Source organism: Peptoclostridium sp., assembly GCF_009881055.1.
Classification (GTDB): domain Bacteria; phylum Bacillota; class Clostridia; order Peptostreptococcales; family Peptostreptococcaceae; genus Peptoclostridium_A.
Genome location: NZ_WXFG01000024.1, coordinates 56931 through 77057 on the forward strand (window position 1 = coordinate 56931; position 20127 = coordinate 77057).

The window sequence follows — 20127 nt, forward strand, 5'->3', positions numbered from 1 at the left end:
GCCAATAGCAGTCTTCTTTACGAAGCTTGCTATTGGCTTACTCATCAACTGGTTTAAAACCCTTCGATTTGTCTTCCAATCAAATCTATATGATTTTTTCTATGTCCCTGTCAGCCACTATGGCAATTATCTTTTCGCCAGTCCTGGTGCTAACATCCGAATAGGTGCTTATTATATCCACATCTATTACCGACTTAATTGTCTCCTCAAGGAGCTCACGGGCATTCTCAAAAAGAGCTGTCCTCATTCTTTTGACAAGCTCTACGCCTTCCTTTGTCTGGGACAGATTTTTTTCAGATACGCTCAAGAAGCCTTTAATTCTGATTATTATCATATCCTGAAAAATAATTGTGCGAATTCTTTCAGGGCCTCTGCCCATGTGCTCGACTTCAAACTTACTTATTGCTTCACTTATTTGTGCTTCAATTTGTCCTTTTGTCATCTAACCACCTGGTATACATTATTTTCTGAACATTTTCAGTTTTAATAGCCCAATATAACTCAGTTAATACGTACCTTATGAAGATTATATCAGACAAACATCCATATTTCAACCATTTAGTTTGCTTTCCGAAATCAATGTACATTTTCAACAAAGGCATATCACTACATACTGCGTGACATGCTTTTGTTGAATTCAACACACTTCTTTAGAACTTAACCTGCGGAGCCTCTTTTTCAGTCTCCTCAGCCTGGAAGAAAAACTCCTCCATGAATCCGAACATGTTGGCCACTATGTTGCTTGGAAAAACCTGAATAGCGTTGTTGTACATAAGCACTGTATCATTGTAGAACTGTCTTGCAAAGGCTATCTTGTCCTCAACCTCGCTCAACTGGTTTTGAAGCTCCATGAAATTTGCACTGGCTTTAAGCTCCGGATAAGCCTCTGCTACTGCAAACAGCCTTCCTAGCGCCGCTGTCATCATGTTGTTGGCTTCAGCCTCCTGCGCTGGGGTTTGGGCTGACTGGAATGCTGTTCTTGCCTTTGTGACCGCTTCGAATGTGGACTTTTCATGAGCCGCGTATCCCTTCACAGTTTCAACTATGTTTGGTATCAGGTCGAATCTTTTCTTCAGCTGCACATCCACTTGCGCCCATGCATTCTTCACCCTGTTCCTCTTAACAATTAAACCGTTGTAAACCGAGACTATAAATACGCCGACGATTAGTAGCAGGCCTATTAAAAAGTATACTGTTTTCATAATGCACCCTCCTTTTTATTTTATATGAATATGTTGTTATGCAAAACCAAACCTTTATTTATCAGCCTAGAAGCCTCCGGTGCCACCACCGCCTCCTCCACCGCCTCCTCCGCCTGAGAAGCCACCGCCTCCTCCGCCAGAGGATGAAAGCTGTGATGTAGCAGCACTTAGCGCTTTTGCTGTAGAGCTTGATATGCTGTTTGTTATAGTGTCGAAGGATGTCACAGGACTCATTGAGCGTCCGTATGAGTGTCCAAGATAAGTAAGACCTGCAGCTTCGAAGGCTTCAGGAGGATATATTATCTTCAGAGTCTTAATTACTTCAGCTGCCACTCCAAGGCTTATAGCGTATACAAGATAATGCTCCCACATTACAATAGAAGGAAGCTGCGCCTTGTCAAGCTGGCTGAAATGATTAAGGAACCTCTTGAACGCCTTCCACATGCCGTACTGCTCTGCTCCGTACCTTGTACGCTTTTTGATAAGCGCAGAGTAGAGCACCAGTCCAATCGACGTTGCTATAAGAGCAACTCCCAGGCTTACAGCAGTAAGCATTGCTATGATCCCTGCTCCTCCAAATACGCCTGCAATTCCCAGAAGTATCGCCCCTATTCTGGCTCCGCTCATTCCTTCCTCGAAAAAGCCCCTCATTTGGGCAGCATCTTTCGCCGAATCCACGAACAAGTCATATCCGCTCTTATAGAGCATGGCCGTCGACTTGTCTCCCTTTATAGACTTTTCCAGCTGACTGAGAATCACCTCTTTTCCGTCACCCATGTCGTCTATAAGCCAGCTGACAAGCCTTATCTCATGCTCCTTTAGTCCCGATTCATCGTATCCGTCAACCTTCCTTATGAGTATGGATTCCACATCCTTGTCCGGCAGCAGGAATCTGTCTTCAGTGTAATTTATTTCATCAACCACAAGCTTCTTTCGCCTTACAAGGTCCATAACTGTAGCTGTGACATCATTCGGGCTTACCCTTCCAAATGTCATAAGGGATGACATCTCCGCAGGCGAATAATCTCCCGGAAGCTCTCTGTAGTATTCCCCATCGAATTTCGGCTTGTATTCCTTGTCGTATCTGAAATAGAGATATACAGCAAGAGCCAATTCAAGGACAATAAGCAGCGCCGCAAGCGACAACAGAACCCTGGCCTTCATCCTTACAGCATTTGCCTCGTCAGCCCATCTTGCTTCCTCTGCAAGAACTTCTTCAACTCGATAGGCATTAATCTCCTGCGCCTGAGAAAGATACGATTTGGGGAAAAGCAGCCTAGCTTCCACCATTGTGTTTGGTGGCAAACTGTCTACAGTAAAAACCGCCGAATTTGCAAACACATCAAGGCTGCCCTCGAGAGGCCCGTGTCCCCACGCTCTTATGTCGCCCTGCTTAAAGCTATCGCCAGGAACATTAACAGTAACATCAAAGCGGCCTATTTCAACACCAGTCTCAGTCCCCATGAACTTCCAGTAAAGTTCTCCAGTGTCGCTATATCTTTTGGCTGCGCCCTTGACCAGATATTCGATTCTAAAGACCCTGCCGGAATCAGTTGTGTTCTTGAAAATCTTCAGCGTAATGTTGTCGCCCTCCTGGAACAGCTGATATGTTCCCTCCTGCCCGCTATCATTCCTTGCAAACACCACTTCTCCCTGGCTGTCTGTTGTCGAAACCTTGACTACGTCTATCCCTTCGCTTCCAGATGTTCCAAGCGACCGGTATATGCCATGGCCCTCTCCATTGAAATAATATTCAAGATTCTCGACAACGTGCATTGAGCCATCTCTTTGAATATCGGCTTCTACGTTCATGCTTGGTATTTCGTATGTCATCTCATCTGCAAATGCAGGCATCTTCAAGACCGGCAGCAACATGAAAACAAAAAGCAGCATAATTGCTGTCACGCCCAAAAGCGCTGACCTATGAAATTTTCTGCGATTGTTCAAGGAATCCACCTCCATAATGCGCTATTTTTTAAGACTTGTATCCAAAATGAAGTGCTATTTCTCTATAAACAGGCATATCAACATTATATTTTTCTGACAGTCTTACTATATCGAATATTATCTGGTCTAATTCGCTTTCTTTTTTTGCATCCAGATCCTTCTGAAGTGAAGCTGTTGTGTCAGGAGTAAATCCGTCAATAATCTTAAGATGATCAGCCAGCAGGTCGCTTTCAAAGCTTATATCCATAGTCTCCGAGAGCTTTATTATTTCTTTAACCAGGGCTATGAAGGTGTTCCTGTAAACACCATCCTCCTGGAAATACCTGGCGCATACGTTATGATATGAGCCGGCGCTTGCAAATGCCGATGTGAAAGAAAATTTCCTGAATGTATCGCGCTTTATATTATCTGAAAGTATGACTTCAATTCCGCTGTCGTCAACATCATATCTAATTGCCTCCAGAGTCTCACACTCTACAGGCTGACTTTCCCTGGCTCCGAATACGAGCCTGAAAAGAGGATTTAGCTGGACAATCTCTCCGGGTGCCGATATGTATGAATTGACGTAAACGCACCCGTCTAAAAAAGTGATGCCTTCAGCGAGGCTTTCAAGCTTGTCACCTGTGGCAAAGGCATTGAGGACTGGAATTACCACAGTCGAATCTCCGGATGCCCTTTTCATAAGCGGAATCATATCTTTTACAGAGTATCCCTTAACACATAAAAATATGACGTCAGCCTTTTCCCAATATTCGTCTGCTGTGCACGCCTTTACATTTTCAATCCTGACTTCCCCAATACGCCCCGAGTGAAGCAGCAGCCCTTTTTGCCTTAGAGCCTCCAGCTGCTCACCTCTTGCTATGAATGTTACATCCTTTCCCTTGCGTGCCAAAAAACCACCAATGGAACCGCCGGTGCCTCCCGCACCTATAATCAGATACTTCATGGTCTTATTCTCCTTAAATATCCCCTTAAGTCTTATTTGCTCTTGTAATTATACCCCAATTTTTCGTTTGCATCTTCACACATACCCATTTATTTCTGCAAAAAATCCCCCAGAATTGACTTCCGAGGGATTTCTGTTAACTAACGCTCATAATATGTGTAGCCACGAAGCCCGCTTTCGAATGCACGCATGATTTCGCGTCTGTCACTGGTCTTAATAAGGCCTTCACGTATGGCTGCTTCAGCAGTTTTTCGGAATCTAACCACCATGTCCTTGGGATCAAACTCCACATATGAAAGCACATCAGCCACGCTGTCCCCTTGTATTTCCTTGACAAGATCATATGTGCCGTCAGGATTTATTCTAACGCTAACTACGTTTGTATCTCCAAACAGGTTGTGGAGGTCGCCCAACGTCTCCTGATAAGCTCCTACAAGGAAAGCTCCCAGGAAATAATCATCTCCATTGTTCATGTCGTGCAAAGGCAGAGTAGTCCTGACGTCATGAATGTCTATAAAACGGTCAATCTTTCCGTCACAGTCGCATGTTATGTCTGCAATTACAGCATTGCGCCTTGGCAGCTCCAGAAGACGGTGTATAGGCATTATCGGAAAAAGCTGATCTATTGCCCAGCTGTCTGGTAACGACTGGAACAGTGAAAAATTGCAATAGTATATGTCTGCTATTGCGCTTTCCAGATCCTCAAGATCCGGTAGAGGTCTTTTTATTTTCGTCTTTTCTTTTGCAATCTGATTTATAGTGTTCCAGAATATTTGCTCCGAGAATGCACGCTCTCTAAGGCTCATCCTGCCATGCTTGAACATATCACGTATTTCGTCTCTGTAGTAGAGCGCGTCATTGTAACATTCCTGCAGATTTCTAAGGTTTATGCTTTTATGAACCTCAAACAGGTTTCTTATCTGCTCTGACGCATTATCGTCAAGTTGCTCCGGAATGTCATACGCCTCAAATTTCTCCACATCCAGCACATTGAAAAGAAGTACCGAGTAGTAGGCTACTGTGGAGCGTCCTGATTCAGTCACAATAACAGGGTGGGGCACGTTGCTTGAATCAAGCACTGACATTACAGCCTCAACAATGTCGGAGCAGTACTCTTCCACAGTATAGTTTCGGCTGCAAGTGTAGTTGGTGTTTGAGCCGTCATAGTCCACAGCAAGGCCTCCGCCCAAATCCAGATATCCCATCGGTGCGCCCTCTTTCACCAGCTCCGCATAAACCTGTGTTGCCTCAAGCACAGCGGAACGGATATCGCGTATGTTAGGTATCTGGGAGCCAAGGTGGTAGTGGAGAAGCTTAAGTGAATCCAGCATTCCCCTCTCCTTGAGCGTGTCAACAGCCTCTATTAGCTGCGACACATTGAGTCCGAATATGCTGCGGTCTCCTCCTGAGTCTGTCCAATGGCCGCCCGCCTTTGCCGAAAGCTTTATGCGTATTCCCATGTTAGGCTGAATTCCCAACGCCTTTGATCGTTCCAATATAATGTCGAGCTCGCTAGGATTCTCTATTACAAAAAAGCACTTGAAGCCCATTTTAACGGCATAAAGACCCAAATCTATAAATTCCTCATCCTTGTACCCGTTGCATATAAGGCACGCCTCCTTGTCTTGCATAAGCGAAAGCGCCGCTATAAGCTCCGGCTTGCTGCCTACCTCAAGACCGTGGTGGTAGCGCTGCCCGAACTTTGTAACCTCTTCAATTACCTGCTGCTGCTGATTTACCTTTACCGGGTATACTCCTCTGTACTCGCCTTTATATTCCAACTTTTTCATGGCTTTGCTAAATGAGTTGTTTAGAAACGAAATCTGTGAATCCAGAAGGTTTTCAAAGCGCAGCAAAACAGGCATGTCAAGCCCGCGCTCTCTTACCCCAGAAACGATGTCCATTAGGCTCACCGCAGCTGAAGTGTCATCCTTTGAGGCATTAACCATAACCTCGCCATCGCCTGAAATCGAAAAATAGCCAGCGCCCCAATTTTTGATTCCGTAAAGCTCCTCGGACTTTTGCTTAGTCCATCTTCCAAGCAGTTCTGTTTTGTTCATTTTGCTTTATTCCTCCATTATAGGATAATGATTTATATCTGCATTCAGCATTTTCAACATAAAAAAGCATTAGCCTCTAAGCTTGGCAAATAAGCTATTTACCAAAAGCATAAGTCAAACCAGGAAGTTAATGCTAACAATAGTATAGCATATGAAATCCATAATTATAATGGAGCTGAAATATTTAATTACAAGTATTTGTCCTTGAATTCATGAAGCATTTCATGCAGTTTTTCATGCGCACCTTTTCCCATCACCGTTTCTTCAAATTCCTCGAATTGCTCAAGAAGCTGCCTTTGCTCCTCAACCGGTATAAGCTTGTCTCCCATTGGAAACACAACTGTATTTTCTTTTATTATGTGCGCACGGAGAAGTGATATATAAGCTGATGCAGCTTGAATGAAATCGTCCGTTTTCATCGGTTCTCCATCAACAGATGCCAACATTTGAGCTACATATTTTCTTCCTTGAACATGTTCGGTGAGCAGTTCTCCTATTGGTCCGTTTTCATTCTGTATCCCGGCTTTCTCCATTGCCGGAAATAGAATTCCTTCTTCCTTGCCATGGTGGCATTTGTCGGCAAACAGCTTGAGGAAATTCACTATCCCCTTAATATCTTCACCTTCAGCCACTTTACCGTCATCGATTAGCTTTACCATCTTTTCAAGAATTTTTAATCCCGTTAAAATTTCCTTATGCTCGTTAACCAGATCTTCGCTCGCATATATCATGTGCTCTCCCCCTCTATAATATAACTCGACAGTTAAAGAATCCTTAATATAGTAATACCAGTAAAAGCCCAATTCAAAACATCATAGAGGATTCATTCTAATGCAAAACTAATGCAACTTTCTAATAATTTGGAATTATAATATAATACAAAAGCAATAGTAATTGGTTCTTGCAATTTTTAAAGGAGGCTTTGCTTTGGAAAACACGGCTTTGATCCTGTCAATCATATTGTTTGCCGTTGGCATTCTCGGCACCGTAGTGCCTGTATTGCCCGGCGCCATACTCATATACGTCGGCATGGTTTCATACGGATTTATGACTGATTTTTCAACTCTAGACGTGAACTTTTTCCTCATTCAGGCGCTAGTCCTATTGTTAATTTTCGCTGTAGATTTCATAGCCTCTGTTGTAGGTACGCAACGCTTCGGCGGAAGCAAACAGGCCATATGGGGTGCGGCAATAGGAACGGTTTTAGGCATAATATTTTTCGGCCCTCTGGGAATCGTTACAGGACCATTTCTTGGGGCTGTGGCAGCCGAGCTTCTACGTGGAGAAAGCCTGAATCTGGCAGTTCGAGTTGGCTTCGGAACTATCGTAGGCTTTCTCGGTGGAACATTCTTGAAAATATGTGCCGAAATCATAATGATAACATACTTCTTCATGAGCATATGAAAAAATTAGAGCCAGGAAAGAGCTCCAGATTGCAGCTGCCGTAACGCTTAGCTATGCATTCTGACCTTTCCTGGCCTTTTTCATCTCCAGCCTGTAGTTTACATATTCGCCAAGGAGTCTGTAAACCACCGAGGCAAGCGGAATGAAGAGGAGTATTCCAAGCACGCCCATAAGGCTGCCGCCCACAGTTACTGCAACTAGTATCCAAATGGACGGCAAGCCAGATGCCTTCCCGACCACCTGTGGATAGATAAGGTTACCCTCAAGTTGCTGTATCACAAGAAACATGACAAGGAACCACGCTGCCTTTACAGGGTCGGCCACAAGTATGAAAAACACTCCAACTATGCACCCTATAAAGGCGCCGAATACCGGAACTAGCGCCGTTATGCCTATAAGAACGCTTATCATAAGGGCATACGGGAATTTGAATACAAGCATAGCCACAAAGAAAAGTAGCCCCAGTATTATCGCTTCGAGCACCTGACCTGAAAGAAAGCTTGAAAAAACAGTATTTGAAAGCTCTCCAACATAAAGCATTTTTTTCGCTGCTCTCTCTGGGAAAAAAGCATCTATCAGTTTCTTTAGCTGCCCTATGAGCGTCTCTTTCTGAAGCAGCAAATATATCGAAAAAACGAATGCCAGCAGGAATGTAGTTATTCCGCTAAATATCGAGGATGCAAACGTAAATGTCGAGCCGATCCAATCCAGAGCACTGCTTTTAAGAAACGCAATTGCATTGGCTTTTATTCCTTCCCAATCTAGCTCTATGCTGTTTATCCATTCTACAACTTGCGGATTGTCCTTGAGGTTCTGGATTGCCCAAGCTTTCATGCTTCCCCAGTACGACGGAATCTTAACCGACAAATCCTGAATTGTATTTATCATCTCAGGCACAATAATAAACGATACCAGATTCAGAACTCCTGCAAACAGTACAAGTGTGATTATGTAGCTTAAAGGACGCTTGAGATTTTTATCCAGCTTGCTGAATAGGCTCTTTTCTCCAAATAGCTTTTTTTCTATGAACATCATTGGTGTATTGAATATGAATGCTATTGCAAATCCTATTGCGAACGGGCTGACTATCCCCAGAATGCCTGATATAACCATCCATACGCCTGCAATATTGTTCAGCACCCACATGAGTATTATGGCAAATGATATAAGCAGCATTAATTTTTTCATCTGATTCCTGTCAAAATCCATCAATTCTCCCTCTCTTCCTAAATCTGTCTATGGATTCATTATACCCGACAATCCTTCAAAAATACACGAAAAAGCCGCACCATTTTTGGTGCGGCTTTCATAAACAGCTAGTCACTGCTCAGCTGATTCTTTCTTATGGCCAGGCTAAAAAGATATGGATAATCGTCATGCAGATATTTCATGTAGTCAACCCATTCCGAAAGAACTATTGGATATGCTCTCAAGATATCCGTCTTCAAATGTTCACAATCTTCCTTTGTTACATCACTTACGTTGTCAATACTCTGGAGCTCGTCCGCAATATGGAATACAGACCACAGCATGTCAGTAAAGGAATCGTGCTCGTATAAATTCGAATTTTCAAGCATATTAATCAAGAATGATTTTTTCTGAGACAGCACACTTCTTAAATGTTCCAGTTTTTCTGGAGTCGCTTTTATTTCATACTCGAATTCCTTAATTTGATTTTTTACAGCCTTAATCTTACTTTTGCTGCTTAAATCAGTCAAGTTCAGCTTTCTGAAATTGTCATTTCCGTCAAGTTCCGACAAAGCGTATAATATTGACATGCCGGTTTCAGCAAAAAACGCACTTATTATTACATTTATCTTCTTGAGCTGGTGCCTTTTTTCTATCACATTCAGCAGCTTGTTGAGCACAAGTGTCACGACTATGGCCTGCATAGGAACGAATGCCAAGTCTTGAAACAGGTAAAAAAAAGTGTCTGTCGGATTGTGGAACAACAGAAACTGTATGAAATATATGCACGCCGATGATAGTGACAGTATTAGAACTAGTAAAATATTATTAACTAACCTCAAAACAATCCACCTCTTTTGCTTTTATACGAAGTCCAGAAAACCCTCAGTGTTGCTTTTAGCTGAGGGTTTTGATATATTACAGTCAGTTTTGATTTAATAATTCTGAGCAAGCACCTGGAAATAGGCCTGTGGATGATCGCATACAGGGCAAACCTCAGGGGCCTTTTTACCCTTATATATGTGGCCGCAATTAGCGCACTGCCATGTCGTTTCTTCATCCTTTGCAAATACATTGCCGTCTTCTATGTTCTGGAGCAGCTTTCTGTATCTTTCTTCATGCTCCTTTTCTATCTTGCCTACTTCCTCGAAAAGATATGCTATTTTGTCAAAGCCCTCTTCTCTGGCTTCCTTAGCAAATGTATCGTACATGTCTGTCCACTCGTAATTTTCGCCATTTGCTGCATCCTTCAGGTTCTGTATTGTATCAGGCATTCCGCCGTGCAGCAGCTTGAACCATATCTTTGCATGCTCCTTCTCATTGTCTGCCGTCTCGGTAAAAAGTGCCGCTATCTGAGCGTAGCCTTCTTTTTTTGCAACACTTGCATAGTATGTATACTTGTTTCTTGCCTGAGATTCTCCAGCAAACGCCGCCATAAGGTTTGCTTCAGTTTTTGTTCCTTTTAGTTCAGCCATTTCATTACCTCCTGTTTTGTGATTAGATTATATGCATTTTGATAAGCTCTGCCGATCAAAAATAATTATACTATAAAAATTATGCTTTTATAATAAAAATGTAACCATTTTAATGTCATCTTTTTTGAGCTCCAAAGTGTCCCAATGTTTCTAAAGGCTTTCAATATCTGCTATAAGCAGCTTTACATCCTCTTCCCTCGTTGCCCAGCTTGTGCAGAAGCGGACAGCGGTATGCTTTTCGTCTATTCTTTCCCAGAAGGAATAAGAATATTTTTGAGATAGGATTTCAAGCTTGTCATTCGGAATTATTGGAAATTGCTGGTTTGTATGCGAATCGTACAGAAATTTATACCCTTTCTCATTGAATGCGTTTCTGATGAGCATTGCCAGCTTAACGGCATGCTTTGAAACCTCAAAGTAAAGGTTATCATTAAACAGCACATCAAACTGTATTCCTAGAAGGCGGCCCTTAGCAAGCATGCCTCCCCGCTGCTTTATTAGGTATCTGAAGTCCTTTTTAAGGCTGTCATTGCTGATAACCACGGCCTCTCCAAACAGCGCTCCTACCTTTGTACCTCCAATATAGAAAATATCCGTAAGCTTTGCAATATCTTTTAGTGTCAAATCGCTTCCATCAGCTTCAAGTCCATACCCAAGGCGCGCGCCATCCATGAAAAGAGGAAGCTGGCACTCTGAACAAACCTTACTGAGCGCCTCCAGCTCAGCTTTTGTGTATGTCGTTCCATTTTCTGTCGGGTGCGATATGTAGACCATACCAGGCTGAACCATATGCTCATGGGTCACATCATTCCAGTGAGCTTCATAAACTTTCCTTACCTGCCCGGCAGTGATTTTCCCGTCAGCGCTGGCAACAGTCAGCACCTTGTGACCTGTAGCTTCAATAGCTCCGGTCTCGTGAACATTAACATGCCCAGTGTTGGCAGAAATTACGCCCTGATGAGGACGAAGCATGGAGGCTATTACAGTCATATTTGTCTGTGTGCCCCCCACCAGGAAATGCACATCTATTTTGTCATTTCCACAAAGTTGCTTGATTCTGTTTCTCGCGCTTTCACAGTATTCATCGACTCCGTAACCGGGAGTCTGCTCAAAATTGGTTTCAACCATTTTTTCGAGTATCTTAGGGTGCGCACCCTCAGCATAATCGCATTCGAATCTTATCATTAGAATATCCTCCCACAAAAAATATAAGACTTGTTCTTTAGCTCAGGATAAATCACAGTTTAGGCAGCCGTCAAGTTAATTTCAGCATAGCCTGGTATTATGCAAACATCAGAAGGCTTCCCGCCATTACAATCATTCCCGAAATCAGGCCGTAGATTGCAATGTGGTGTTCTCCGTATTTCTCTGCCGCTGGAAGGAGCTCATCCAACGAAATGTAAACCATTATGCCTGCTACCCCAGCAAATAGGATACCGAACATGCCGTCATTAAAAAATTTCATCAAAAGGAAGTATCCTACAAGAGCTCCCACAGGTTCGGAAAGTCCAGAGAGAAATGAATACTTAAAAGCCTTTTTCCTGTCACCAGTTGCATAGTAAATCGGTACAGAGACCGCTATTCCCTCAGGGATGTTATGTATCGCTATAGCCACCGCTATGCTAATACCCAATGTCGGATCCTGTATTGCACCTGCAAATGTCGCAAGTCCTTCAGGAAAGTTGTGGATTCCTATGGCCAGTGCCGAGAAAAGCCCCATTCTCATCAGCTCGTGACCATTCTTTTTTCCATTTTCCATTTCACTTACGTCCCGCATTTCGTGCGGATTTTCAAATGTAGGTACGAATTTGTCAATCAATCCTATTACTGCAATCCCACTGAAAAAAGCAATGGTTGCTATCCAGTACCCGGTAGTTGTTCCATAGTGAGACTCCAGGGAGTGCCTCGCCTCTGCAAACATCTCAATCATTGAGACATATATCATAACGCCGGCTGAAAAACCCAAAGCTGCCGAAAGAAACCGTTCATCCGTTTTCTTTGCATAGAAAGCCAGCGCGCTGCCAACGCCGGTGGACAAGCCAGCAAGCAGCGTGAGCCCAAAGGCAATCACAAGTCTGTCCATACCTACTTCCATATCTTCTTCTCCTTAAGCATTTTATTTTAAGCTGAATTTTTATATACCCATACTTACATGGAAATCATACTAATGAATTGCATTAGTCGGAATGCTGACAGTGAATGTTGTGCCCACTTTGTCACTGCTTTCCACAGAAATCTTCCCACCATGATTTCCAACAATTGTCTTGGCGATTGCAAGCCCGAGCCCATATCCGCCTTCCTTGCGCGCCCTTGAGCTGTCAGCTCTGTAGAAACGCTCAAAAATGTGCTGTCGATGCTCTGGCGCGATGGGTTCTCCAGTGTTGTTTACTGCTAATCTGACATTCACGCCCATGCGTTTAAGGCTGAGAGTAACAGTTCCGTTTTTTCCTGCATACTTGCAGGCATTGTCCAAGAGTATGACTACAAGCTGTTTTAGCTGGCCCTCATTTCCGACAAGTAGGATATCAGAGTCAATATCGCTGTTTATTACAACGCCCTGCTCATATGCCACCGATTCAAAAGGAAGCACGCAACCCCAGACTGCATCGCTGAAATTCAGCCTGGACTGCAGCATTTGAATCTGCGAGGCATCCGATTTTGCCAGAAACAGCAAATCTTCTACAAGCTTTTTCATCCTGTTGGCTTCATCCTGTGTGTGCTCTATCCACTTAGACTGCTCCTCTATTGTATCACCCTTGTGAGAAAGGAGTATCCCTGTATTTGCAAGTATTATAGTTAGGGGTGTTTTAAGCTCATGCGACGCGTCTGCAACGAACTGTTGCTGCTGCTTCCAGGCCTTTTCCGCCGGACGCAGCACCCAGCCTGACAGGAAAAGGCTTATGAAGAAGAAGGCTGTCAGTCCGCCAACTCCCGCAAGCAGCAATGTGATTAGCAGATTTGTAAGCGAGTTGATCTCCCTTCCCATATCTGCAAAAGCTATCTTTGTACCCTCAGGAGTCTGCTTGACAAGAAAGCGCAGCTGCAAATCGAGCAGCATGCCTTCCTGCTTGCTCTCGCCCAGTGCGCGCTTTGTAACTTCAGAGAGCACCTCATCTGACACTGTGACGTTTTCCATCGAAGAGACTTTTATGCTGCCCTTTTCATCGAGTGTCACAGTGAATATAGGAGTCATAGGCCCTGTGTCTGGATGGCGTCTTTCTCCGATTTCCAGCAGAGGCGGCGGCATGCCTTCTCTTTCTATGACCTTTTCCATAGCTTTATAACTATCCCTTGCTGTCCACTGATAGCTGAAAAAGCTTATTGCTGCAAATACTATTATCATCACGAGGCTTATCAGAGTCATATTTATGAATATAAATTTTTTCTGCAATTTTTTAATCATGCCTCGTCAGCCTCCAGTCTATATCCGACCTTTCTGACGGTGCCTATGCTGACTTTCGAGCCCAGGAAGAAGAACTTTTTACGCAGAAACGAGATATAAGCCTCAACATTGTTGTCCTCGGCGTTCGACTCAGCTCCCCATACCTTTACTATGATATCCTCCTTAGGCACCACCATTTTCGGATTCGACATTAGAATCTTTAGAACCTCGTACTCCTTGAATCCCAGATGTATTGATTTTGATCCGCAGCTTAGGCTGTATGTCGACAGATTGAGCGTGAGATCATCAAACGACAGCTCTTCCATGGCTACCTCGCCATGTCTTCTTGAAATAGCCCTTATTCGAGCCATAAGCTCCTCGGGCGAAAACGGCTTTGTCATATAGTCATCGGCTCCGCAGTCGAGCCCTGTCACCTTGTCAGTTATTTCATCCCTGGCTGTAAGGAGAATGACTGGTGTTGTGATTCTGTTCTCCCTAAGCTCACGCACAACCTCGAAGCCGCTCTTTTTAGGAAGCATGACATCAAGCACAATGACATCATACATGCCGCTCATCGCATAGTCTAGTCCTGCTTCGCCATCATTCACAATGTCTGCAGCATATTTTTGTTCAGTTATTATCTGGCCAAGCGCCTCCGCCAGATGCAGCTCATCCTCAACTACAAGTACGCGCACGGCGCACCTCCTTTCCATTATTTGTATTCTAATGATTGGATTATATCACATAATTACTTCCTTGTTATTAGCAATTTTATAATGCAAAGCTGAAATTAGTCTGAAATCAGTTTTTCAGACTAATTTCAGCTTCTGGACGTATGATATAGGCATAGGAAATATAAAATGAAACGGAGGTGTCACACATGTCACACATGTCACACTATCAGGGCGTTTTCAGACGCTACGAAAAGAAATACATGCTAAGCAACGAGCAGCACCAGGCACTCATGGAGAGACTGTATGACTACACGACAAAGGACAGCTACGGCATGCACACCATATGCAATGTTTATCTGGACACCGAAAACTATGAGCTCATACGCACTTCCATAGAAAAGCCGATATACAAGGAAAAAATCAGGCTGCGCAGCTATGGAATACCCAAGCCAGGAGACAAGGTGTTCGTCGAAATCAAAAAGAAATTCGACGGGATTGTATACAAAAGGCGAGTGCAGCTTCCTTTGGACGAGGCATTGAGCTTTCTTACTCTGGGCAAGCAAACCACAGCATCAAGCCAGATACTCGATGAAATCGACTGGTTCATGAAAAGATACATGCCAGTTCCAAAGGTCTTCATAGCCTATGACCGGCTGGCCCTATTTGGCAACGAGGATCCAAGTCTGAGAATCACATTCGACCAGAACATACGCTTTAGGCAATGTCTGCTGGATCCTTCAAAGGGCAGCTGGGGAAATCCCCTGCTTGAGCCCGGCAAAGTCCTCATGGAGATTAAAATCCCAGGAACTATGCCCATATGGCTCAGCCAAATCCTTGCCGGATCGAATGTATTCCCGACCTCGTTTTCCAAATACGGAAACTGTTACAAGAAGCATCTGATTTATAACACATATCAAAAAGGAGGAATCAACCATGCTGGATAGCATTACAAACATAGCATCAACTAGCTCAATAACCCTCGAAAGCCTTCTGCTTTGCACTCTAGCCTCAATTGTTCTAGGAATAGGCGTTGCCCTTGTCCACATGTACCGCAATATTTACAGCAAGAACTTCATTGTGACGCTGGCTCTGCTTCCGGCAATAGTGCAGATAATAATCACACTGGTCAACGGCAACCTTGGCACCGGAGTAGCCGTCATGGGAGCCTTCAGCCTTGTGCGTTTCCGCTCCATACCCGGCGGCGCAAGAGAAATAGGAAGCATATTTCTGGCAATGGCCTTGGGTCTTGCAACAGGAATGGGACATATAACTATTGCGTTTATGTTTCTCGCCATAATAGGTGCTATGACATTACTCTTAAACATCACTAGGTTCGGAGAACAAAAGGAAGAGGAAAAGGAGCTTAAAATCACCATTCCTGAAAACCTTGACTACGAAGGCATATTCGATGACCTTTTTGTCAAATACACAAATGGCGCAGAACTGGTCAAGGTAAAAACCACTAATATGGGTAGCCTTTACGAGCTGCATTACAGGATTATACTCAAGGGCTCGGCTATAGAAAAAAAATTCCTGGATGAGCTGCGCTGCCGAAACGGCAACCTCAACATCGTCTGCGGCCGCATATCTTCAAACCACAGTGAACTTTAAACGCTAAGACTATTATAAAATACGAGGAGGAAATTATATGAACAGAATAAGAATCAAGCTGCTGTCTCTGCTTGCCGCCGCACTATTGGCTTCATCGGTCCTGACCGGGTGTAGCAATGACACATCATCGTCTTCGTCAACATCCGATACCGCCAATAATATACAGGTTGAATACAGCAGCGAGGATATAGACGGCACTTGGGATGACTCTGCTGCAACAAAAGTATCGCTTAGCGGCAACTCCATCGCCGTTGACGGCAGCGGAGCCTCAGCAAGCGGGGGCACTCTGACAATAAAGTCAGCCGGCACATATGTACTCAGCGGAACGCTGACCGATGGCCAGATTGTAGTTGACTCTGGACAGGAAGATACAGTGAAAATCGTGCTAAACGGCGCAGAGCTAAAATCCTCAAACAGCGCTCCTATTTACTCCAAACAGTCTAAGAAAACAATCGTCACGCTAGCAAAAGGTACCAACAATAAGATTGAAGACGCAGCTTCGTATGATTACGCCGAAGGCGCAGACGAGCCAGACGCAGCTGTTTTCAGCCAGAATAACCTTACCATAAACGGTTCAGGCTCTCTGACCGTCAAAGGCAACTTCAACAACGGAATATGCTCCAAGGACGACCTTGTAATAACCGGAGGAAACATAGCTATCACTTCGGCCAATGACGCTTTGCGCGGAAGAGACTCCATAGCGATAAACGGCGGCACATTTGCAATCACGGCGGGAGGAGACGGCCTTCAGTCAAACAATGACGAGGATGTCGAGAAGGGCTGGATTTCTATCGACGGCGGAGTCTTCAAAATCACAGCAGAAAGTGACGGTATCCAGGCAACCACGTCCCTTGTAGTCAACAGCGGCACGATTGACATATTCAAATGCTATGAGGGACTAGAGGGCTCAAACGTAACAGTAAACGGCGGCAGCATTAAAATTAAAGCTGATGACGACGGACTCAATGCTGCCGGCGGCAACGACGGTTCTTCAGTAGATGGAAGGCCCAGCGAGAACGCCTCAAGCGATGACAGCACTTATTTCATAAGGATAAACAGTGGGTATGTGACTGTAGATGCCGCAGGTGACGGCATAGACGCCAACGGCTCCCTCTATTTCAGCGGCGGCACTGTGCTGGTTAACGGTCCGACAAACAACGGCAACGGAGCCTTGGACTATGACAGAACCTGCGAGGTTACTGGAGGAACGCTTGTCATAGCAGGCAGCTCTGGAATGGCGCAGGCTCCAGGAGACACCTCTTCGCAAAGCTCGCTAACCGTCTATTATTCAACGGTTCAGAAAGCCGGAACGCTTGTAACTCTTTCGGATGATAGCGGAAAGCCACTGCTCTCCTTCGCTCCATCCAAGGACTACCAGTCAATAGTAATAAGCTCACCTGAGCTTGAGCAGGGCAAGACCTACACGCTAAGCTCCGGCGGAACAAATTCCGGCAAGCTAAAAGATGGACTCTACACAGGTGGAACAGTGTCAGGTGCGACAAAACTTGCAGATATAAAGCTTTCAAACATAGTGACAAGAATATCAGATGACGGCTCTGAGGTCGCTGAAAGAATGGGCGGACCTGGCGGCATGGGTGGCCAGGGAAGACCGGAAGGCAGCCATGACGGCAACCGCAAACCGCCCGAAGGCATGGAACCGCCGGATGGGATGCAGCCTCCAGAGGATATGACTCCTCCCGCTCAAGAGCAATAGGCAATGCAATACCTACTTTATATGCCAGCTAAATTCAATGAAATACAAGCTATGCAGGGCAAAAGCGCCTTCTCTTTGAGTAGGCGCTTTTTTTATCACTTGAGAAATCCCTGCAATACAGTATCCTCGGCTTCCTTTTCTGTCAGTCCGAGTGTCATCAGCTTTGTCAACTGTTCTGATGCTATTTTTCCTATAGCCGCCTCGTGTATCAGCTGTGCGTCCGAACTGAATGCAGTAATCTCAGGCACTGACGAAACCTGGGCGCTGTGCATTATTATAGAATCGCACTGTATGTGGCCTCGGCATCTTGTGTAGCCCCTCATGTTGAGGTGGAAAAGCTGCTTGGATTCATCCTGGGCCACCGAGCGCGAAATTATCTGGGCAGTCGAATCCTCCCCGACAAGCTCGACAGTTATGTTAGACTCGGCATCCTGCTTCATATATGTCAACAGCCTTTCAGACACTATGAGCCTGGCGTTTTTGTGAAGCTTTACAAGAGTGTCGCGAAGTGTGTGGTCCACTCCCTTTATCTGCACAAGCTCCAGTTCGGCTACTCCCCCCTCCTCAACCTCTATTATTGTTTTAGGGTTTAGTACCTTGTCTCCGGTTCCCTCGCCTTCGCCATAGTGCTTTTCCACATACCTTATGCGGGCTCCCTTGCGCACAAAAAATTCATGTATCCCGTCATGCTGAGCCTTCTCGCACCCAGGGTTGTGTATGCCGCAGCCTGCAACAATGAGCACGTCCGAGTCGGCTCCTATTTCAAAGGTATTGTAGACCACATCGGTAAGACCCTCAACTGAAATTATTACAGGAATGTGGACGCTCTCGCCCTTTGTACCCGGCTTTATTGTAACGTCAATACCCGGTTTGTCCATCTTTGTTACTATGTCTATATTCGCCGTTGTATTGCGGCTTTCGCCCTGGCCGTTTTTCCTTATATTATAGGCTCCCAGAGGTATCCCATGCAGGTCCGCAACCTCAAGCAGTATCCTTTTATCTATGACATCCAACATTCGCATTTCCCTCCCTGTTACAGCTTCTTCGGCACATGCATTCCGAATCCATACGGCCGATTTCACCGAAAATTTTCTCATGGCTCGTTATTTCGCTTATCCTTCCATTTTCCACAAGTATTACCTGACTTGCCAGCCTTAGAATCCTCTCCTGATGGGATATTATGACTATAGTATTGTCGTATTTTTCATGTAGCTTCTCGAAAGTCTCCGTAAGCCTCTGAAAGCTCCAAAGGTCTATGCCCGCCTCAGGCTCGTCGAATACTACAAACTTCAGCTTGCGTGCCAAAATGCTTGCGATTTCAATGCGCTTTATTTCGCCGCCAGATAGACTTGTATTCATTTCCCGATCCAGGTAATCCTGCGCACAAAGGCCAACGTCATACAGAAGCTCGCACTCATCTATTTTATTCCCCGAGCCTGCCGCCAGCCTGAGCATGTCCCGGACTGTAAGCCCCTTGAAACGCGGTGGTTGCTGGAAAGCATAGCCTATGCCAAGACGTGCCCTCTCGTCAATGCTCATATTCGTTATATCCGTGCCGTCCAGGAGTATTCGTCCCGCAGTAGGCTGGTATATTCCCATTATCGCCTTGGCAAGCGATGTCTTTCCGCCGCCGTTAGGACCGGTCATTACATATATCTTCTTATCCTCAAGTGACAGGCTGATGTCCTTTAGAACCTCAACCTTTCCGTCACTCCCATCCAGAGTTACGCTTACATTTATAAGTTCCAGCATCTTGCACCTCCGTGATAACCGTCTGATTTAATCATGATATTTCCTATTTTTATAAATACCCCAAAAACGGCGAGATAGCATCACGGAATTCAAGCCATATTACACAAAATAAAAGGCCATGACCAACAGTTAAATAATCTGCAATCATGACCTTTTAAATAGCTATGTAAAATTTTTTAACCTTGCTCCATTATTTTTCAAGAAGCTCGTCATATGGCCATCCACCTTGGCCGTTTTCAAGTATGAAAAGTCTTTCAGCCGCTATGCCTTTTGACTCTGTAAGGTAGTCAATAGTCCTTGTTGCTCCGCCTTTGCCGCCAGGGCATATAACTATTATAGGCTGTGTACCTTCAAGCTTTGATACAACCGCATCCAACTTAGCCTTTTCTTCGTCGGTTTTCACAGGATAGGCATGCGTAGGTATAGCGCCTTTTATGTGATGCGCAGCCCATTCCTCCTCAACCTGAATATCAAGCAAAATAACATCTTCGTTGTTTTCAATAGCTGCCTTAGTCTGATCTGCTGTGTAGTACTGGTATGTTTTTTCCTCTTCGGCTGCAGCTGCAGTTGCTTGCGTTGCCTTACCGCTGTTTGCTTCTTCTGCAGGCTTCGAAGTGCATCCAGTTACAAACAGCGCAAGAGCCAAAACCGATGCGATGATTAGTGTGATTTTTTTCATGTGATACCCTCCCAATAAATAATTTATGATGATTACACATTAATGATATCACACCCCATACCTCTGCTGTAATTGAAATATTTTATACCTGTA

The 20127-nt window shown here is 44.6% G+C and carries 20 protein-coding genes; 4 read left to right on the forward strand and 16 right to left on the reverse strand.

Going from position 1 to position 20127, the window contains the following annotated elements:
* Positions 1–85: 85 nt before the first annotated feature.
* From GT589_RS06365 to GT589_RS06390, 6 genes are all read right to left on the reverse strand, one after another.
* The gene (locus GT589_RS06365) at positions 86–442 is read right to left on the reverse strand and encodes a DUF2294 domain-containing protein (RefSeq protein WP_293397661.1); all 357 of its coding nucleotides are present in this window, start codon (positions 440–442) and stop codon (positions 86–88) included.
* A 208-nt stretch (positions 443–650) separates the two neighbouring features.
* A complete protein-coding gene (locus GT589_RS06370) occupies positions 651–1202 on the reverse strand; it encodes a LemA family protein (RefSeq protein ID WP_293397664.1) in 552 nt (183 codons plus the stop codon).
* 66 nt (positions 1203–1268) lie between these two features.
* Positions 1269–3149: a DUF2207 domain-containing protein gene (locus GT589_RS06375; protein WP_293397712.1), complete on the reverse strand. Its 1881-nt coding sequence runs from the start codon at positions 3147–3149 to the stop codon at positions 1269–1271.
* 28 nt (positions 3150–3177) lie between these two features.
* Positions 3178–4095 (reverse strand): ketopantoate reductase family protein, encoded by a 918-nt coding sequence (locus tag GT589_RS06380; RefSeq protein WP_293397715.1) that lies wholly within the window; start codon positions 4093–4095, stop codon positions 3178–3180.
* 140 nt (positions 4096–4235) lie between these two features.
* A complete protein-coding gene (speA, locus tag GT589_RS06385) occupies positions 4236–6155 on the reverse strand; it encodes a biosynthetic arginine decarboxylase (protein WP_293397718.1) in 1920 nt (639 codons plus the stop codon).
* A 188-nt stretch (positions 6156–6343) separates the two neighbouring features.
* Positions 6344–6886, reverse strand: coding sequence for a hemerythrin domain-containing protein (locus tag GT589_RS06390; protein WP_293397721.1), 543 nt, complete (start codon positions 6884–6886; stop codon positions 6344–6346).
* Positions 6887–7082: 196 nt separating this feature from the next.
* On the opposite strand from GT589_RS06390, the gene GT589_RS06395 reads away from it, so the two are divergent.
* Positions 7083–7559 carry a DUF456 domain-containing protein gene (locus GT589_RS06395; RefSeq protein WP_293397724.1) on the forward strand — a complete coding sequence of 159 codons (477 nt, stop codon included), beginning with the start codon at positions 7083–7085 and terminating at the stop codon, positions 7557–7559.
* Between the two features lie 51 nt (positions 7560–7610).
* Here the strand turns inward: GT589_RS06395 and GT589_RS06400 are convergent, their stop codons facing one another.
* The 7 genes from GT589_RS06400 to GT589_RS06430 all read right to left on the reverse strand — a co-directional run bounded on the left by GT589_RS06400 (position 7611) and on the right by GT589_RS06430 (position 14299).
* The gene (locus GT589_RS06400; RefSeq protein WP_293397727.1) at positions 7611–8768 is read right to left on the reverse strand and encodes an AI-2E family transporter; all 1158 of its coding nucleotides are present in this window, start codon (positions 8766–8768) and stop codon (positions 7611–7613) included.
* Between the two features lie 107 nt (positions 8769–8875).
* Entirely contained in the window at positions 8876–9589 is a 714-nt protein-coding gene (locus GT589_RS06405) for a hypothetical protein (protein ID WP_293397730.1), read from the reverse strand.
* Positions 9590–9682: 93 nt separating this feature from the next.
* Positions 9683–10222 (reverse strand): rubrerythrin, encoded by a 540-nt coding sequence (gene rbr / locus GT589_RS06410; protein WP_293397733.1) that lies wholly within the window; start codon positions 10220–10222, stop codon positions 9683–9685.
* A 150-nt stretch (positions 10223–10372) separates the two neighbouring features.
* Positions 10373–11407, reverse strand: coding sequence for a threonine aldolase family protein (locus GT589_RS06415; RefSeq protein ID WP_293397736.1), 1035 nt, complete (start codon positions 11405–11407; stop codon positions 10373–10375).
* A 97-nt stretch (positions 11408–11504) separates the two neighbouring features.
* Positions 11505–12305 carry a zinc transporter ZupT gene (gene zupT / locus GT589_RS06420; RefSeq protein ID WP_293397885.1) on the reverse strand — a complete coding sequence of 267 codons (801 nt, stop codon included), beginning with the start codon at positions 12303–12305 and terminating at the stop codon, positions 11505–11507.
* An 81-nt stretch (positions 12306–12386) separates the two neighbouring features.
* Positions 12387–13625: a sensor histidine kinase gene (locus GT589_RS06425; protein WP_293397739.1), complete on the reverse strand. Its 1239-nt coding sequence runs from the start codon at positions 13623–13625 to the stop codon at positions 12387–12389.
* Positions 13622–14299, reverse strand: coding sequence for a response regulator transcription factor (locus tag GT589_RS06430; RefSeq protein WP_293397742.1), 678 nt, complete (start codon positions 14297–14299; stop codon positions 13622–13624). Before GT589_RS06430 ends, GT589_RS06425 begins: the two co-directional genes overlap by 4 nt.
* A gap of 185 nt (positions 14300–14484) precedes the next feature.
* On the opposite strand from GT589_RS06430, the gene GT589_RS06435 reads away from it, so the two are divergent.
* The 3 genes from GT589_RS06435 to GT589_RS06445 are packed head-to-tail and all read left to right on the forward strand — an operon-like array spanning position 14485 to position 17603.
* Positions 14485–15222: a polyphosphate polymerase domain-containing protein gene (locus GT589_RS06435; protein ID WP_293397745.1), complete on the forward strand. Its 738-nt coding sequence runs from the start codon at positions 14485–14487 to the stop codon at positions 15220–15222.
* Positions 15212–15889 carry a DUF4956 domain-containing protein gene (locus GT589_RS06440; RefSeq protein WP_293397748.1) on the forward strand — a complete coding sequence of 226 codons (678 nt, stop codon included), beginning with the start codon at positions 15212–15214 and terminating at the stop codon, positions 15887–15889. The genes GT589_RS06435 and GT589_RS06440 overlap by 11 nt, the downstream gene beginning before the upstream one ends.
* Positions 15890–15926: 37 nt before the next feature.
* On the forward strand, positions 15927–17603 hold the full coding sequence (locus tag GT589_RS06445; RefSeq protein WP_293397751.1) for a carbohydrate-binding domain-containing protein: 1677 nt from the start codon (positions 15927–15929) through the stop codon (positions 17601–17603).
* A gap of 95 nt (positions 17604–17698) precedes the next feature.
* Here GT589_RS06445 and GT589_RS06450 read toward each other — a convergent pair whose 3' ends face one another.
* The 3 genes from GT589_RS06450 to GT589_RS06460 form a co-directional block, all read right to left on the reverse strand.
* Positions 17699–18619 (reverse strand): SufB/SufD family protein, encoded by a 921-nt coding sequence (locus GT589_RS06450; RefSeq protein ID WP_293397754.1) that lies wholly within the window; start codon positions 18617–18619, stop codon positions 17699–17701.
* Positions 18600–19355, reverse strand: coding sequence for an ABC transporter ATP-binding protein (locus GT589_RS06455; RefSeq protein WP_293397757.1), 756 nt, complete (start codon positions 19353–19355; stop codon positions 18600–18602). Before GT589_RS06455 ends, GT589_RS06450 begins: the two co-directional genes overlap by 20 nt.
* Positions 19356–19545: 190 nt before the next feature.
* Entirely contained in the window at positions 19546–20034 is a 489-nt protein-coding gene (locus GT589_RS06460) for a rhodanese-like domain-containing protein (RefSeq protein ID WP_293397760.1), read from the reverse strand.
* Positions 20035–20127 lie beyond the last annotated feature (93 nt).

What these genes read in the sequence shown, in the direction of transcription:
- GT589_RS06365 (WP_293397661.1), bottom strand. Translation starts at nt 442, where the DNA reads ATGACAAAAGGACAAATTGAAGCACAAATAAGTGAAGCAATAAGTAAG.
- GT589_RS06370 (WP_293397664.1), bottom strand. Translation starts at nt 1,202, where the DNA reads ATGAAAACAGTATACTTTTTAATAGGCCTGCTACTAATCGTCGGCGTA.
- GT589_RS06380 (WP_293397715.1), bottom strand. Translation starts at nt 4,095, where the DNA reads ATGAAGTATCTGATTATAGGTGCGGGAGGCACCGGCGGTTCCATTGGT.
- speA (WP_293397718.1), bottom strand. Translation starts at nt 6,155, where the DNA reads ATGAACAAAACAGAACTGCTTGGAAGATGGACTAAGCAAAAGTCCGAG.
- GT589_RS06390 (WP_293397721.1), bottom strand. Translation starts at nt 6,886, where the DNA reads ATGATATATGCGAGCGAAGATCTGGTTAACGAGCATAAGGAAATTTTA.
- GT589_RS06400 (WP_293397727.1), bottom strand. Translation starts at nt 8,768, where the DNA reads ATGGATTTTGACAGGAATCAGATGAAAAAATTAATGCTGCTTATATCA.
- rbr (WP_293397733.1), bottom strand. Translation starts at nt 10,222, where the DNA reads ATGGCTGAACTAAAAGGAACAAAAACTGAAGCAAACCTTATGGCGGCG.
- GT589_RS06415 (WP_293397736.1), bottom strand. Translation starts at nt 11,407, where the DNA reads ATGATAAGATTCGAATGCGATTATGCTGAGGGTGCGCACCCTAAGATA.
- zupT (WP_293397885.1), bottom strand. Translation starts at nt 12,305, where the DNA reads ATGGACAGACTTGTGATTGCCTTTGGGCTCACGCTGCTTGCTGGCTTG.
- GT589_RS06425 (WP_293397739.1), bottom strand. Translation starts at nt 13,625, where the DNA reads ATGATTAAAAAATTGCAGAAAAAATTTATATTCATAAATATGACTCTG.
- GT589_RS06435 (WP_293397745.1), top strand. Translation starts at nt 14,485, where the DNA reads ATGTCACACATGTCACACTATCAGGGCGTTTTCAGACGCTACGAAAAG.
- GT589_RS06440 (WP_293397748.1), top strand. Translation starts at nt 15,212, where the DNA reads ATGCTGGATAGCATTACAAACATAGCATCAACTAGCTCAATAACCCTC.
- GT589_RS06445 (WP_293397751.1), top strand. Translation starts at nt 15,927, where the DNA reads ATGAACAGAATAAGAATCAAGCTGCTGTCTCTGCTTGCCGCCGCACTA.
- GT589_RS06450 (WP_293397754.1), bottom strand. Translation starts at nt 18,619, where the DNA reads ATGTTGGATGTCATAGATAAAAGGATACTGCTTGAGGTTGCGGACCTG.
- GT589_RS06455 (WP_293397757.1), bottom strand. Translation starts at nt 19,355, where the DNA reads ATGCTGGAACTTATAAATGTAAGCGTAACTCTGGATGGGAGTGACGGA.
- GT589_RS06460 (WP_293397760.1), bottom strand. Translation starts at nt 20,034, where the DNA reads ATGAAAAAAATCACACTAATCATCGCATCGGTTTTGGCTCTTGCGCTG.